This window comes from Pseudomonas sp. RW407 (assembly GCF_003176655.1).
Lineage (GTDB): Bacteria > Pseudomonadota > Gammaproteobacteria > Pseudomonadales > Pseudomonadaceae > Pseudomonas > Pseudomonas delhiensis.
The window spans coordinates 520,582-534,491 of record NZ_QGSL01000091.1; the positions used below are offsets into that span (position 1 = coordinate 520,582).

The following is a 13,910-nucleotide window of genomic DNA, read 5'->3' on the forward strand; positions in this document are numbered from 1 at the left end:
CATGACCGCACCGCTCGAGATCGCCTCCGTCACCGCCGACGACCACTCCGCCTGGCTGCCGCTCTGGCAGGGCTACCAGCGTTTCTACAAGACCGTGATCGACGAAGCCACCAGCGCCCTGACCTGGCAGCGCTTCCTCGACCCCGCCGAACCCATGCACGCGGCACTGGCCTGGCGCGACGGCAAGGCCATCGGCATGGTCCACTACATCTTCCACCGCTCCTGCTGGACCCAGGGCGACTATGTCTACCTGCAGGACCTCTACGTCGCCGAAGGCCTGCGCGGCGGCGGCATCGGCCGCGAGCTGATCGAGCACGTCTACGCCATGGCGCGCGCCGCCGGCGCCTCGCGGGTGCACTGGCTGACCCACGAGACCAACACCGACGCCATGCACCTGTACGACCGGATCGCCGACCGCTCCGGCTTCGTCCAGTACCGCAAGATCCTCTGACCGGAGCACCGCCATGACCGACACCCAACCCGCCCTGCACTGGCAGCCGGTGCCCGCCCCGGCCCGGGAAACCCTGGAAGGCCGCTATCTGGCCCTGGAGCCGCTGGACGCCGCGCGCCACGGCGATGACCTGTGGGAAGCCCTGCAGGGCCCGGAATCCGACCCCGAGCTGTGGGACTACCTGCCCTACGGCCCCTTCCCCGAGCGCGCCGCCTTCGACGCCTGGATCGCCGGCAACGCCGCCAGCGCCGACCCGCAGTTCTACGCCGTGCGCGAGCGCAACAGCGGCCGCGTCACCGGCCTGCTGAGCTTCCTGCGCATCACCCCGAAGGACGGGGTGATCGAGATCGGCCACATCGCCTTCGGCCGCGTCATGCAACGCAGCCCGGCCTCCACCGAGGCGGTCTACCTGCTGGCCAGGCGCGCCTTCGAGCTGGGCTACCGGCGCCTGGAGTGGAAGTGCAACGCGCTGAACGCGCGCTCCATGCGCGCCGCCGAGCGCCTGGGCTTCGTCTACGAGGGCACCTTCCGCCAGCACATGGTGGTCAAGGACCACAACCGCGACAGCGCCTGGTTCTCCATCCTCGACAGCGAATGGCCGGTGCGCCAGGCAGCCTTCGAGGCCTGGCTCGACGCGGCCAACTTCGACGCGCAAGGGCGCCAGCGGCGCAGCCTGGAAAGCCTGCGCCAGGGCTGAAAAAAGCCGTTTCGGGGAACTGCCCGGCCGCCGGGGGATCGGTGATACTGAATCCTTTCCCCTTGCAGTGCCGGAGGCCCCCATGAGCAGCCCCTACATCACCCCCCGCGTCGAACAGACGACCATCGACGAGCTGCCCTGCTGGCGCATCCACACCGAGTTCGGCGAGGCGCTGATCGCCCAGCAGGGCGCCCAGCTGCTCAGCTACCAGCCCCACGAACAGCCGCCGCTGGTGTGGCTCAGCGAGCAGGCCGGGTACAAGCGCGGCCAGTCCCTGCGCGGCGGCGTGCCGGTGTGCTGGCCCTGGTTCGGCGACCTGGCGCGCAACCCGGTGCAGGTGCGCACCGAATACGAGGGCGACAAGCCGCCGGCCCACGGCCTGGTGCGCGGCATCGACTGGCAACTGGACGACATCGCCGACGAACAGGGCGCGCTGGCCGTGCACTGGAAGCTCGACGCCCACCAGGGCCTGCCGGGCTGGGCCCATGGCGCCGAACTGAGCCTGGTGATGCGCTTCGGCGAGCGCCTGGCCCTGGAACTGACCACCCGCAACCTCGGCGACAAGCCGCTGGCCCTGAGCCAGGCGCTGCACACCTACTTCGCCGTCAGCGACGTTCGCCAGGTGAGCGTCGACGGCCTGCAGGGCTGCCGCTACATCGAGACGCTGGAGAACTGGGAGGAACGCCGCCAGGACGGCGTGGTGCGCATCCAGGGCGAGACCGACCGCATCTACCTGGACGTCGACCGCCCCCTGGTGATCCGCGACCCACAGTGGAACCGCGGCATCCACATCCAGGCCAGCCACTCGCGCTCGGCGGTGCTGTGGAACCCCTGGATCGACAAGGCCCAGCGCCTCTCGCAGTTCGCCGACGACGCCTGGCAGCGCATGCTGTGCATCGAGACGGCGCGGGTCTGGGACGACGTGCTGAGCGTGGCGCCGGGGCGTAGCGAGACGATGAGCGTGGAGATCTGGAGCGAGGCGCTGGAGGGTTAGGCTGCGCGTCTTTTCGTAGGAGCGAGCTTGCTCGCGAACGGTGTTTCCCGGTAACTGCGGTGTATTGGATTGACTCCGCCCCTCTCCCCAGCCCTCTCCCTGAAGGGAGAGGGGGCTTGTCCGTGCCGAGAAAAGGCATGGTTTCAGCCGAAAGCGCCGGGGCTGCCGGCTAACTCAGGAATACCCACCCACGCCCAACGGTCCCCTCTCCCTTCAGGGAGAGGGTTAGGGAGAGGGCGCTCTTCAGGCCAAGCACCGAAGCCACCAGGAACCGGGTTCGCGAGCAAGCTCGCTCCTACGAAGAGCAAAGCACGCTACAGGTCGCTATCCTGCACCGCCCGCACCTTGGCCTCGTCCATGGCGTAGGCGGCGTCGGCCATCTCGTTGCTGACCTTCTCCACCTTCAGCTTGCCGGTCACCCACAGCGGGCTGTAGATGTCGTCGATCTTCATGCCCTTGGGGTAGCGCACCAGCACGATCTGGTTCGGCGGCGGCGGCGGCACGTGGATGCAGGCGCCCGGGTAGGGCACCAGGAAGAACTCGGTGACGCGGCCCCTGGCGTCGTTCTCCAGCGGCACCGGGTAGCCGCCCAGGCGGATCTGCTTGCCGTCCAGCGCGGCGACCGTCCTGGTCGAGAACATCACCTGCGGCAGCTTGCCCTTCTGCTTCAGGCCACCTTGCTTCTGGGTGAAGGTGCCGGCGGCTTCCGGGCTGTTGTGGTCGATCTCGGGCATTTCCTCCAGCGCCTTGCGGTCGCTGGGCGGCATCAGTTGCAGCCAGTCGGTTTCCGGGATGTCGGCGGCATGGGCCAGGCCGGTGAGCAGCGCGAGGCTGCAGGCGAGCAGGGTACGGCGCATGGATGGGCTCTCGGGCGCCGGCAGCGGGCGCCCACGCAACGGGAAGACGGCGAAGGCCTTCGCCGCCCGCCCTGGCCGGGCGAGCGGGAATCGGCGCACATTCTTGGGGATCGCCGGGCAAATGACCAGCGCGAGGCGCTACCCGGCGTACGACGGGGTGGATCAGCTCTTCTTCACGATGCCGTAGATCACCAGCAGGATCACCGCGCCGACCACCGCGCCGATGAAGCCGGCGGCCTGCCCGGCCTGGTAGATGCCCACGGCCTGACCGCCGTAGGTGGCCAGCAGCGAGCCGCCGATGCCGATCAGGATGGTCATGATCCAGCCCATGCTGTCGTCCCCTGGTTTCAGGAAACGGGCGATGAGGCCGACGATCAGGCCGATGACGATGGTTCCGATTAAACCCATGGTTTTCCCTCCTGTGGATGGACGCGCCGACCGGCGCGCCCTTTGTCTGACAGTGTAGGAAAGCCTGGCGTTCCGCGCGGCCGCCCGCCATGAGGGACGGGCGACCGGGGTTGTCAGCCCTTGCCGATAAGGGCTTCGACTTCGCCGATGCGCGCCTTCAGGGTGGCCAGGTCCTTGCTGCGCAGGGTGGCGTGGCCGACCTTGCGCCCGGCCTTGAAGGCCTTGCCGTAGTGGTGCAGGTGGCAGTCGGCGATGGCCAGCACCTGGTCCACCGGCGGCACTTCGCCGATGAAGTTGAGCATGGCGCTCTCGCCCACCTTGGCGGTGGAGCCCAGCGGCAGGCCGGCGACGGCCCGCAGGTGGTTCTCGAACTGGCTGCACTCGGAACCTTCGATGGTCCAGTGCCCGGAGTTGTGCACGCGCGGGGCGATCTCGTTGGCCTTCAGGCCGCCGTCCACCTCGAAGAACTCGAAGGCCAGCACGCCGACGTAGTCCAGCTTGTCCAGCACGCGACCGACGTAGTCCTCGGCCAGGGCCTGCAGCGGATGCTCGCTGCTGGCCACGGACAGGCGCAGGATGCCGTTCTCGTGGGTGTTGTGCACCAGCGGGTAGAAGCGCGTCTCGCCATCGCGGGCGCGCACCGCCACCAGCGACACCTCGCCGGTGAAAGGCACGAAGCCTTCGAGGATGCAGGGCACGCTGCCCAGCTCGGCGAAGGCGCCGGCGACGTCCTCGGCCTTGCGCAGGACCTTCTGGCCCTTGCCGTCGTAGCCCAGGGTGCGCGTCTTGAGCACCGCCGGCAGGCCGATGCTGGCCGCGGCGGCGTCGAGGTCGGCCTGGGACTGGATGTCGGCGAAGGCCGGGGTGGGGATGCCCAGGTCCTTGAACATCGACTTCTCGAACCAGCGGTCACGGGCGATGCGCAGCGCGGAGGCCGAGGGGTAGACCGGCACGAACTGCGAGAGGAAGGCCACGGTCTCGGCCGGCACGCTCTCGAACTCGAAGGTCACCAGGTCCACTTCGTCGGCCAGCTGGCGCAGGTGGTCCTGGTCGCTGTAGTCCGCGCGGATGTGCTCGCCCAGGGCCTGGGCGCAGGCGTCCGGCGCCGGGTCGAGGAAGGCGAAGTCCATGCCCAGCGGGGTGCCCGCCAGGGACAGCATGCGGCCCAGCTGGCCGCCACCGATGACACCGATCTTCATGGTTCTGCTCAGGCCTCGCGGGGGTCGGGGTTGTCCAGCACCGAGGTGGTCTGCTCGGTGCGGAAGCGCTTGAGCGCGTCGTGGTACTGCGGGTGCTTGCCGCCGAGGATGCTCGCCGCCAGCAGCGCGGCGTTGATGGCGCCGGCCTTGCCGATGGCCAGGGTGGCGACCGGCACGCCGCCGGGCATCTGGACGATGGACAGCAGCGAGTCGACGCCCGAGAGCATGGACGACTGCACCGGCACGCCGAGCACCGGCAGGTGCGTCTTGGCCGCGCACATGCCCGGCAGGTGGGCAGCGCCGCCGGCACCGGCGATGATCACCTCGATGCCGCGGCCTTCGGCCTCTTCGGCGTACTGGAACAGCAGGTCCGGGGTGCGGTGGGCGGAAACCACCTTCACTTCATGGGGGATGCCCAGCTTGTCCAGCATGTCCGCGGTGTGACTAAGGGTGCTCCAGTCGGACTTGGAGCCCATGATCACGCCAACCAGTACGCTCATCGTCGTGCCTCTTGGTGGTGCGCGTGCTGCGCGTCAAAAACCAACAAGCCACGCATTCCGGTCCCGGGCGTGGCTTGTACATGGACGAACCGACGAGCGGGGCCGGTTCGGAGGCGGCGCAGTATACCGCAAGGCCGCGCCGTTCGTGGAGTCCGTGCGCGGGCCGTTGGGCGGGTGCTACCAAGGGATGAGGCGAGCGGCCCTTGCTCCAGCTCAATATCGCCTAGGCTCAAGGGTTCAGACTGATGCAACCCGCGGCGCAGACAGGCTTTCGCCCGCCCCCGTTCGTTTGCACAAGGAGAGCTTCGTCATGTCCTCGACCCTGCCCCAGACCATGAAAGCCGCAGTGGTGCACGCCTTCGGCGCGCCGCTGCGCCTGGAGGAAGTGAAGGTGCCGCTGCCCGGCCCCGGCCAGATCCTGGTGAAGATCGAGGCCTCCGGCGTCTGCCACACCGACCTGCACGCCGCCGAGGGCGACTGGCCGGTGAAGCCGAGCCTGCCGTTCATTCCCGGCCACGAGGGCGTCGGCTACGTCGCCGCGGTGGGCGCCGGGGTGACCCGGGTGAAGGAAGGCGACCGCGTCGGCGTGCCCTGGCTGTACACCGCCTGCGGCTGCTGCGAGCACTGCCTGACCGGCTGGGAAACCCTCTGCACGCACCAGCAGAACACCGGCTACTCGGTGAACGGCGGCTACGCCGAATACGTGCTGGCGGACCCGAACTTCGTCGGCATCCTGCCCAAGGGCGTCGGCTTCACCGAGATCGCCCCGATCCTCTGCGCGGGCGTCACCGTGTACAAGGGCCTGAAGGAAACCAAGGCGCGCCCCGGCCAGTGGGTGGCCATCTCCGGCATCGGCGGCCTGGGCCACGTCGCGGTGCAGTACGCCAAGGCCATGGGCCTGCACGTGGTGGCGGTGGACGTGGACGACGCCAAGCTGGAGCTGGCGCGCAAACTGGGCGCCAGCCTGACCATCAACGCGAAGCAGGAAAACCCGGTGGAAGTGGTCCAGCGCGACATCGGCGGCGCCCACGGCGTGCTGGTGACGGCGGTGTCCAACAGCGCCTTCGGCCAGGGCATCGGCATGGCCCGCCGCGGCGGCACCGTGTCCCTGGTCGGCCTGCCGCCGGGCGACTTCCCCACGCCAATCTTCGACGTGGTGCTCAAGGGCCTGCACATCACCGGCTCCATCGTCGGCACCCGCGCCGACCTGCAGGAGGCGCTGGACTTCGCCGGCGAGGGGCTGGTGAAGGCGACGGTGAGCGCCGGCAAGCTGGAGGACATCAACGGCATCTTCGACAAGATGCGCGCCGGGCAGATCGAGGGGCGGATCGTCGTGGAGATGTAGGTCTGCCGAGCTACTGTAGGAGCGAGCTTGCTCGCGAATGGAGTTCTGCTGGCCGGATCAGGGTGCTCGGCCTGAAGAACGCCCTCTCCCTAACCCTCTCCCTGAAGGGAGAGGGGACCGTTCGGTGTGCTTGGCTATTCCGGAGTCAGCCGGCGGCTCCATTGCGTCCGGCTAGAACCGTTGTCAAAGCCGGCACGGACAAGCCCCCTCTCCCTTCAGGGAGAGGGCTGGGGAGAGGGGCGGAGTCAATCCAATACACCGCAGTCGCCTGAAAACTCCGTTCGCGAGAAAGCCCTTCCATCAGAACTCCACAGTGGTGGACACCTCGAACTGCCGCGGCTCCCCCACCGCGACGTAGAGGTTGTTCGCCGCCGAGGGGTAGTACTCGCGGTTGAAGACGTTCTTCACGTTGAACTGGAAGCCGACGTTGTGCCCGCCCAGCTGGGTGTCGTAGCTGGCGAAGGCATCGGCCACGGTGTAGGACGGCAGCTCGAAGGAATTCGCCGGGTCGCCCGCGCGCTTGCCCACGTAGCGGGCGCCGCTGCCCAGGCGCAGCCTGTCACCGCCGAAGATCGTCCCGGCGTCGTACACCGCCGACAGCGAGGCGGTTTCCTTGGCCACGTTCTGCAGGCGGTTGCCTTCCAGTTCCGGGTCCTCGGTCACTTCCGCGTCGAGCCAGGCGTAGCTGCCGAGCAGGCTCCAGCGTTCGCTCAACTGGCCGGCCAGGTCCAGTTCGGCGCCGTAGCTGCGCACCTTGCCGGCGGTGCGCACCACGGTGTCGCCGTTGGCGTCGAGCTGGTTGACCATGACGTTGCGCTTGCGGATATCGAAGAACGCCAGGTTGCCACTGATGCGCCCGGGAATGTCCATCTTTGCGCCAATCTCCCAGGAACTGGCTTCCTCCGGCTGGATCGCCGAGTCGATCACCTGGCCGGTGGAAAGCGGCGCGATGGTCGAGTTGGGCTTGAACGAGCGGGTGTAGCTGCCGTACAGCGAGAACTGGTCATCGAAGCGGTAGACCACGCCGGCGCGCGGCACCCACTTCTGCCCGTTCAGGTCGGTGTTGGCCTGGAACGGCCGGCCGCGCCCGGCGTACTGGTCGAACATCTGGTAGCGCCCGCCGGCGACCAGGATCCAGTGCTCGTCCAGGTGCCAGGAGTCCTGCAGGAACAGCGAGTCGCTGCGCAGCTTGTCGGTCTGGTCGCTGTCGCCGGGGCTGACCTGGGTGGCCGGTGACACCTGGCCGTAGACCGGGTCGTTGTAGTCCAGGGTGTTGCTGGCGGTGCTGCGGATCAGGTCGGCGCGGTAGATCTTGCGCTTCTCGCTGTCCATGCCCAGCACCAGTTCGTGGCGCAGGCCGCCCAGCTGCACGTCGCCCAGCAGCGAGGCGGTGGCGAAGCTGTCGCTGCTCACCGCGCCGTGGGTGCCGTCGACGCGGCGGGTGACGGTGCCCCTGGCGCTGTTCACCGCGGTCACCCGCGCCTGGTTGTCGTCGTAGGTCTCGCGGGTCCAGCCGTAGGCCAGGTGCGCCTTCCACTGCTCGTCGAGCTGGTGCTCGATGTCCAGGCGGGTCAGGTCGGAGCGGCCTTCGGTGATGTTGAAGGGCTCGTCCAGGCGCCGGGTGCGCGGCAGGTCCAGGGGCTTGTTGGTGCGCGGGTCGATGGCGGTGCCGCGGTCGAAGGGCGTCTTGAACTCGCGGTGCTCGTAGCCGAGGGTGACGGTGGTGGCCTCGCCGAAGTACGCCAGCGAGGGCGCCACCAGGGTTTCGCGCTGCTGGCCGAAGTCGCGCCAGTAGTTCTCGTCCTGGTGGTCGACGATCAGCCGGTAAGCCAGCGGCGAGTCGCCGATACTGCCGGTGCTGTCGATCTGCGCGCCGCTGCCCTGCTTGCCGTGGGCGTAGGTCGAGCCGCGCAGGGTCACCGCGTTGTACCGCGCCAGCTGCGGCTTCTTGCTCACCACGTTGACCACCCCGCCCGGGTCCTGGATGCCGTAGAGCAGCGAGGCCGGGCCCTTGAGCACTTCGATGTGGTCGGCCGTGGCGGTGAGGTTGCGGCCCAGCACCGAGGGCAGGCCGTCGCGCATGATGGAGCCGTCGCGGTTGTCGCCGAAGCCGCGCTTCATCACCGCGTCCTGGGTGCCGCCGAGGGTGTTGGCCTGGGTCACGCCGCTGATGTTGTTCAGCGCGTCGTCGAGGTTGCGCGGCTGCTGGTCGCGGATCGCCTGGGCCGGCACCGTGACGATGCTCTGCGGGGTTTCCATGACCGGCGTGCCGGCGCGGTTGATCGAGCTGAGCGGTGCCGGCTGGTAGCTCTGCTCGGCGCTGGCCATCGCCGAGACGGTGGTGGCGTCCAGGCTCAGGGCGTCGGCGGGAATGCGTTCGAGGGTGACGCTGCGCCCGTCCAGCGGGCGGAAGCGCAGGCCGGAGCCGGACAGCAGGCGTTCCAGGGCCTCGGCGGCACTGTACTGGCCGCGCAGCGCCGGCGCCTGCAGGGCGTAGGGCGCCTCCTCGGTGTAGACCACGCTGAGGCCGGTGACACGGCTGAATTCGCTCAGCGCCTGGGGCAACGGCTGCGCCGCCAGGGCGAAGGCGTAGCGCGACTCCAGGCTGGCGGCAGCCGGTTCGGCGGCCAGCGCCGGCAGGTTCGCGGCGCCGGCCAGGGCGCCGAGCAGGGCGAGGGTCAGGGGCTTGAGGGTGGAACGGGGACGCTGCGCTTTCATGGGGTTCTCGGGACTCGAAGGGCGGACTTCAACTGCGAATAAATCGCATTCATGCCCATTACACGGAGCAGTCCTATGGGTACCTCAGTGCCCGGCGGAAAAAATTTTCGCGGCTCAGCGGATCAGCACGAAACGCCCCAGCAGGTGCTGCTGGCGGAAGCCCACCACGGCCTGCAGCGAATCCAGCGCCGCCTGCGGGTCATGGCTGGGGAAGCTGCCGCTGACGCGGCGCTGCGCCAGCTCGTCGTCCAGCAGCAGGATGCGCCCCGGGTACCAGGGCGCCAGGCGCTCCAGCACCTCGCCCAGCGGGGCGCGGTAGAAGGTCAGCCAACCCTGGCGCCAGGCCAGCGCGGCGCGGCCGTCGGCGCTCTCGGGGGCGCCCAGGGTGGCGCCGAAGCTCACCCGCTCGCCGGCGCCCAGCACCACCTCCGGCGCGCCCACGGCCCGGCTGGCGCGCACCGCCACGCGGCCCTCGGCCACGGTGACGCGGGCCTGCCCGCCCAGCCGGCGGACTTCGAATTCGGTGCCCAGCACCCGTGCCTCGCCCTCGCCCACCCGCACCACGAAAGGCCTGGGCAGGTGCCGCACGGCGAAGGAGGCGGCGCCGCGCAGCAGCTCGACGCGGCGCTGCTCGCCGCCCAGGGACACGGCCACGGCGCTGTCGGCATCCAGCGTCAGGGTGGAACCGTCGGCCAGCGTCACCTCGCGCACTTCGCCCGGGGCGCTGACGTAGTCGGCGGACAGGTCGGCGTACCAGTGTCCCGGCTGCCACCAGCCGCCGGCCCAGAGCATCAGCAGCAGGCAGGCGGCGCTGGCCAGCGGGTACAGCCAGCGCCGCGGGTTGCCGCGCCTGCGGCCTCGCGGCGGGCGCTGCATGGCGGCCAGGTAGCCCTGCAGGGCGTCACCCTCCTCCGCCGCCAGGCGCCGCGCCGGGCCTTCGCTGGCACGCCACAGCGCCTCGGCTTCGGCGTAGGCCTCGGCGTGCGCCGGGGCTTCGTCCAGCCAGCGTTGCAGCGCCCCGGCATCCGCCTCGCCGCCGTGCACGCGCACCAGCCACTGGCGCGCCTGGCGCCGGGCGTCGGCCGGGAGGGTCGGGGTGTCAGGCGTCATGGCGTGGAGCTCCGCTGCGGGCGGCCGGTGCGGCGGGCTCCAGGCTCGCCTTGCAGGCATCGAGGGCGCGCATCATATGTTTTTCCACGGCGCTGCGGGTAACGCCCATGGCCTCGGCTATTTCGCCGTAGGTGCGGCCGTGCACGCGGCTGAGCAGGAACACGTGGCGGGTGCGTTCGGGCAACGCGCGCAGGGCTCGTTCGACGCGCTCCAGCTCGGCGCCGGCCTGCACCGCCTGTTCCGGCGACGGTTGCGCGGCGTCCTCGTCGGGCAGCAGCACGCTGAGGGTGCGGCCGCGCGAGTCTTCGCCGCGCAGGTGGTCGATGGCCAGGTTGCGCGCGCTGCGCAGCAGGTAGGTGCCCATCTCCTCCACCGGTTCCTGCGGGCGCTTCCAGAAGCGCAGGAAGAGTTCCTGGACCAGGTCCGCGGCGGTGGCCCGGCAGCCCACGCGGCGGCGCACCAGGGCCTCCATGCGCGGACGCTGGCTGAGGAACACGCGCAGGAAGTCCTCGCGCCCTGCGCTTTCGCCGGGCGCCGTCGGTTCGGCCGCGGGCGGCCGGACGGGGGACTCGTGGTCGGACATGGGGTGGCGGGCTCGCCAGCGGTCCGCGCCGGGCCGGCGCGAGGGGGAAACCCCTGGCAAAGGCGCAAATGATAATGCTTATCAAATAAGCATCATAGCCCCGGCCGTCCCCGCCTCAGGCGCTCTCGCCCAGCCCCAGGCCGCCTTCCAGCTTGCGCCAGAGCAGGCGGATCTGCGCCTTGCGCACCAGGGCGCAGCGGTACAGGCGGATTTCCTGCGGCACCACCCAGTGCGGCCCGCCGCACACCGCCAGCTCGCCGCGGGCCAGCTCCGCCTCCATGCTCAGGCGCGGCACCCAGGCCACGCCCATGCCCTGCAGCGCCATGCTCTTCAGGCTGTCGGCCATGGCCGTCTCGTAGACCGTGGTGTAACGCAGGTTGCGCTGGCGCAGCAGCAGGTTGACGCCGCGGCCGAGGAAGGCGCCGGCGCTGTAGGCCAGCAGCGGCACGCTCTGGCCGCTGTCGAGATCGTACAGCGGCAGGCCGGCGGAGTTCACCGCGCACACCGGGAGCATCTCGGTGCGCCCCAGGTGCAGCGAGGGGAACACTTCCGGGTCCATCTGCAGCGCCGCGTCCGGGTCGTAGAAGGCCAGCATCAGGTCGCAGCCGCCCTCGCGCAGCAGGTGCACGGCCTCGCCGACGTTGGTCGCCACCAGGCGGCTGGCGATGTTCAGGCCCTCGGCGCGCAACCGGGCGATCCACGCCGGGAAGAAGCCCAGGGCCAGGGAGTGGGCGGCGGCGAACTGCAGCACTTCGCCCTGCCCGCCCTCCAGGTGGTGCAGGTGGCGCACCACCTGGCCGAGCTGCTCGACCACCGCGCGCGCGGTGACCAGGAACAGCTGGCCGGCCTCGGTCAGCTCGATGGGCGTGCGCTGGCGGTTCACCAGGGTCAGCCCGAGGGCGTCCTCCAGGCTGCGGATGCGCCGACTGAAGGCCGGCTGGGTGACGAAGCGCTTTTCCGCCGCCTGGGAGAAGCTGCGGGTGGTGGCCAGGGTGCTGAAGTCCTCCAGCCATTTGGTTTCCAGGTTCACGTCGTCTCCTCCCGGCGCGGCGGGATGGTCCTGATCGATCGGTCAGTGGATGAACGGGCGCGCATAGCATGGCCATACGCTCGCCGTCATCAGGTCGTCACAGAATACATTATGCCGTTTGTGCATGAGACAGCTTCCAACAGCATTGGCCGACGATCGGCGAAATCCCTAGTCTACTGGGCATCGCGGCGCTGGCCGTGTCCTCCTGAGAAAAATCTCATCATGTCCCCTGTTGCATCGTTCCGCATCGAGAAAGACCTCCTCGGCACCCTCGAAGTACCTTCTGACGCCTACTACGGCATCCAGACCCTGCGCGCTGTGAACAACTTCCGCCTCTCCGGTGTGCCGCTGTCGCACTACCCGAAGCTGGTCGTCGCCCTGGCGATGGTCAAGCAGGCCGCGGCCGATGCGAACCACAAGCTGGGCCACCTGCCCGCCGACAAGCACGCCGCCATCAGCGAAGCCTGCGCTCGCCTGATCCGCGGTGACTTCCACGAGCAGTTCGTGGTCGACATGATCCAGGGTGGCGCCGGTACTTCCACCAACATGAACGCCAACGAGGTGATCGCCAACATCGCCCTCGAAGCGATGGGCCACGCCAAGGGCGAGTACAAGTACCTGCACCCGAACAACGACGTGAACATGGCGCAGTCGACCAACGACGCCTACCCGACCGCCATCCGCCTGGGCCTGCTGCTCGGCCACGACACCCTGCTGGCCAGCCTCGACAGCCTGATCCAGGCCTTCGCCGCCAAGGGCGAGGAGTTCGCCAACGTACTGAAGATGGGCCGCACCCAGCTGCAGGACGCGGTGCCCATGACCCTCGGCCAGGAATTCCATGCCTTCGCCACCACCCTGGGCGAAGACCTCGACCGCCTGCGCCGCCTGGCCCCGGAACTGCTGACCGAAGTGAACCTCGGCGGCACCGCCATCGGCACCGGCATCAACGCCGACCCCGGCTACCAGCACCTGGCCGTGCAGCGCCTGGCGGCCATCAGCGGCCAGCCGGTGGTCCCGGCCGCCGACCTGATCGAGGCCACCTCGGACATGGGCGCCTTCGTGCTGTTCTCCGGCATGCTCAAGCGCACCGCGGTCAAGCTGTCGAAGATCTGCAACGACCTGCGCCTGCTCTCCAGCGGCCCGCGCACCGGCATCAACGAGATCAACCTGCCGCCGCGCCAGCCGGGCAGCTCGATCATGCCGGGCAAGGTCAACCCGGTTATCCCGGAGGCGGTGAACATGTGCGCCTTCGAGATCATGGGCAACGACCTGGCGCTGACCATCGCCGCCGAAGGCGGCCAGCTGCAGCTGAACGTGATGGAGCCGCTGATCGCCTACAAGATCTTCGACTCGATCCGCCTGCTGCAACGCGCCATGGACATGCTGCGCGAGCACTGCATCACCGGCATCACCGCCAACGTCGAGCGCTGCCACCAGCTGGTGGAGCACAGCATCGGCCTGGTGACCGCGCTGAACCCGTACATCGGCTACGAGAACGCCACCCGCATCGCCAAGGTCGCGCTGGAAACCGGCCGCGGCGTCCTGGAGCTGGTGCGCGAGGAGAAGCTGCTGGACGAGGCCACCCTGGCCGACATCCTGCGCCCGGAGAACATGATCGCCCCGCGCCTGATCCCGCTGCGCGCCTGATGCACCGCCCGGCGCGAGCCGGGCACGACTCACCGGTCGAGGGGCAGTACCCGCCTCTCACCCTTCAGGGATGGGTTATCCCCCATCCCTTCTTTTACACCCGGCGCGACGGGACTTCCCGCAGCGCCACGTCTCACCGGTCGAGAGGATATTCAGCCCTCTCTCCATTCATAGGGACGCCACGGACTGTGGTGTCCCTTTTTTTTTATACGTGCATATCCGCCCTGCGGGATGCCGCCGAGCGTAGGGCGAATAACCGTTCGCGGTTATCCGCCGCTACACCTTTCTTGTCGGCAACTTCGTGGTTGAGCTTGGTGTGGCTTTGAGGGCTGCTCCGTGCTCGGCGGCGAGCGGCATGGGGCCGAGGTCAA

At 69.2% G+C, this 13,910-nt stretch carries 13 protein-coding genes; 5 read left to right on the top strand and 8 right to left on the bottom strand.

The window, feature by feature from the left end; translation table 11 throughout:
* The first annotated feature begins 1 nt into the window (after position 1).
* The 3 genes from DK254_RS14640 (at position 2) to DK254_RS14650 (ending at position 2,142) form a co-directional block, all read left to right on the top strand.
* Positions 2 to 451: an N-acetyltransferase gene (locus DK254_RS14640; RefSeq protein ID WP_109934338.1), complete on the top strand. Its 450-nt coding sequence runs from the start codon at positions 2 to 4 to the stop codon at positions 449 to 451.
* A gap of 13 nt (positions 452 to 464) precedes the next feature.
* Positions 465 to 1,148, top strand: coding sequence for a GNAT family N-acetyltransferase (locus DK254_RS14645; protein WP_109934339.1), 684 nt, complete (start codon positions 465 to 467; stop codon positions 1,146 to 1,148).
* An 82-nt stretch (positions 1,149 to 1,230) separates the two neighbouring features.
* The gene (locus tag DK254_RS14650; RefSeq protein WP_109934340.1) at positions 1,231 to 2,142 is read left to right on the top strand and encodes a D-hexose-6-phosphate mutarotase; all 912 of its coding nucleotides are present in this window, start codon (positions 1,231 to 1,233) and stop codon (positions 2,140 to 2,142) included.
* 314 nt (positions 2,143 to 2,456) lie between these two features.
* On the opposite strand, the gene DK254_RS14655 is transcribed toward DK254_RS14650, so the two are convergent.
* The 4 genes from DK254_RS14655 to purE all read right to left on the bottom strand — a co-directional run bounded on the left by DK254_RS14655 (position 2,457) and on the right by purE (position 5,106).
* Positions 2,457 to 2,999 (bottom strand): DUF3299 domain-containing protein, encoded by a 543-nt coding sequence (locus DK254_RS14655; RefSeq protein WP_109934341.1) that lies wholly within the window; start codon positions 2,997 to 2,999, stop codon positions 2,457 to 2,459.
* A 162-nt stretch (positions 3,000 to 3,161) separates the two neighbouring features.
* On the bottom strand, positions 3,162 to 3,407 hold the full coding sequence (locus DK254_RS14665) for a GlsB/YeaQ/YmgE family stress response membrane protein (RefSeq protein ID WP_109934343.1): 246 nt from the start codon (positions 3,405 to 3,407) through the stop codon (positions 3,162 to 3,164).
* Between the two features lie 113 nt (positions 3,408 to 3,520).
* A complete protein-coding gene (locus DK254_RS14670; RefSeq protein ID WP_109934344.1) occupies positions 3,521 to 4,606 on the bottom strand; it encodes a 5-(carboxyamino)imidazole ribonucleotide synthase in 1,086 nt (361 codons plus the stop codon).
* Between the two features lie 8 nt (positions 4,607 to 4,614).
* A complete protein-coding gene (gene purE / locus DK254_RS14675) occupies positions 4,615 to 5,106 on the bottom strand; it encodes a 5-(carboxyamino)imidazole ribonucleotide mutase (protein ID WP_009614245.1) in 492 nt (163 codons plus the stop codon).
* A 310-nt stretch (positions 5,107 to 5,416) separates the two neighbouring features.
* On the opposite strand from purE, the gene adhP reads away from it, so the two are divergent.
* Positions 5,417 to 6,451 carry an alcohol dehydrogenase AdhP gene (gene adhP, locus DK254_RS14680; RefSeq protein ID WP_109934345.1) on the top strand — a complete coding sequence of 345 codons (1,035 nt, stop codon included), beginning with the start codon at positions 5,417 to 5,419 and terminating at the stop codon, positions 6,449 to 6,451.
* A 300-nt stretch (positions 6,452 to 6,751) separates the two neighbouring features.
* Here adhP and DK254_RS14685 read toward each other — a convergent pair whose 3' ends face one another.
* The 4 genes from DK254_RS14685 to DK254_RS14700 all read right to left on the bottom strand — a co-directional run bounded on the left by DK254_RS14685 (position 6,752) and on the right by DK254_RS14700 (position 11,892).
* Positions 6,752 to 9,169, bottom strand: a complete 2,418-nt coding sequence (locus DK254_RS14685) for a TonB-dependent receptor (protein WP_109934346.1) — start codon at positions 9,167 to 9,169, stop codon at positions 6,752 to 6,754.
* 114 nt (positions 9,170 to 9,283) lie between these two features.
* Positions 9,284 to 10,279, bottom strand: coding sequence for a FecR family protein (locus DK254_RS14690; protein ID WP_109934347.1), 996 nt, complete (start codon positions 10,277 to 10,279; stop codon positions 9,284 to 9,286).
* Entirely contained in the window at positions 10,269 to 10,862 is a 594-nt protein-coding gene (locus DK254_RS14695) for an RNA polymerase sigma factor (RefSeq protein WP_109934348.1), read from the bottom strand. The genes DK254_RS14690 and DK254_RS14695 overlap by 11 nt, the downstream gene beginning before the upstream one ends.
* A 115-nt stretch (positions 10,863 to 10,977) precedes the next feature.
* On the bottom strand, positions 10,978 to 11,892 hold the full coding sequence (locus DK254_RS14700) for a LysR substrate-binding domain-containing protein (RefSeq protein WP_064584908.1): 915 nt from the start codon (positions 11,890 to 11,892) through the stop codon (positions 10,978 to 10,980).
* Between the two features lie 222 nt (positions 11,893 to 12,114).
* Here DK254_RS14700 and DK254_RS14705 point away from each other — a divergent pair, with 222 nt between their 5' ends.
* Positions 12,115 to 13,539 carry an aspartate ammonia-lyase gene (locus DK254_RS14705; protein ID WP_109934349.1) on the top strand — a complete coding sequence of 475 codons (1,425 nt, stop codon included), beginning with the start codon at positions 12,115 to 12,117 and terminating at the stop codon, positions 13,537 to 13,539.
* Positions 13,540 to 13,910: the final 371 nt, after the last annotated feature.

Bases quoted from the DNA above. Each gene is read 5' to 3' on its own strand.
- DK254_RS14640 (WP_109934338.1), top strand. From the start codon at position 2: ATGACCGCACCGCTCGAGATCGCCTCCGTCACCGCCGACGACCACTCC.
- DK254_RS14645 (WP_109934339.1), top strand. From the start codon at position 465: ATGACCGACACCCAACCCGCCCTGCACTGGCAGCCGGTGCCCGCCCCG.
- DK254_RS14650 (WP_109934340.1), top strand. From the start codon at position 1,231: ATGAGCAGCCCCTACATCACCCCCCGCGTCGAACAGACGACCATCGAC.
- DK254_RS14655 (WP_109934341.1), bottom strand. From the start codon at position 2,999: ATGCGCCGTACCCTGCTCGCCTGCAGCCTCGCGCTGCTCACCGGCCTG.
- DK254_RS14665 (WP_109934343.1), bottom strand. From the start codon at position 3,407: ATGGGTTTAATCGGAACCATCGTCATCGGCCTGATCGTCGGCCTCATC.
- DK254_RS14670 (WP_109934344.1), bottom strand. From the start codon at position 4,606: ATGAAGATCGGTGTCATCGGTGGCGGCCAGCTGGGCCGCATGCTGTCC.
- purE (WP_009614245.1), bottom strand. From the start codon at position 5,106: ATGAGCGTACTGGTTGGCGTGATCATGGGCTCCAAGTCCGACTGGAGC.
- adhP (WP_109934345.1), top strand. From the start codon at position 5,417: ATGTCCTCGACCCTGCCCCAGACCATGAAAGCCGCAGTGGTGCACGCC.
- DK254_RS14685 (WP_109934346.1), bottom strand. From the start codon at position 9,169: ATGAAAGCGCAGCGTCCCCGTTCCACCCTCAAGCCCCTGACCCTCGCC.
- DK254_RS14690 (WP_109934347.1), bottom strand. From the start codon at position 10,279: ATGACGCCTGACACCCCGACCCTCCCGGCCGACGCCCGGCGCCAGGCG.
- DK254_RS14695 (WP_109934348.1), bottom strand. From the start codon at position 10,862: ATGTCCGACCACGAGTCCCCCGTCCGGCCGCCCGCGGCCGAACCGACG.
- DK254_RS14705 (WP_109934349.1), top strand. From the start codon at position 12,115: ATGTCCCCTGTTGCATCGTTCCGCATCGAGAAAGACCTCCTCGGCACC.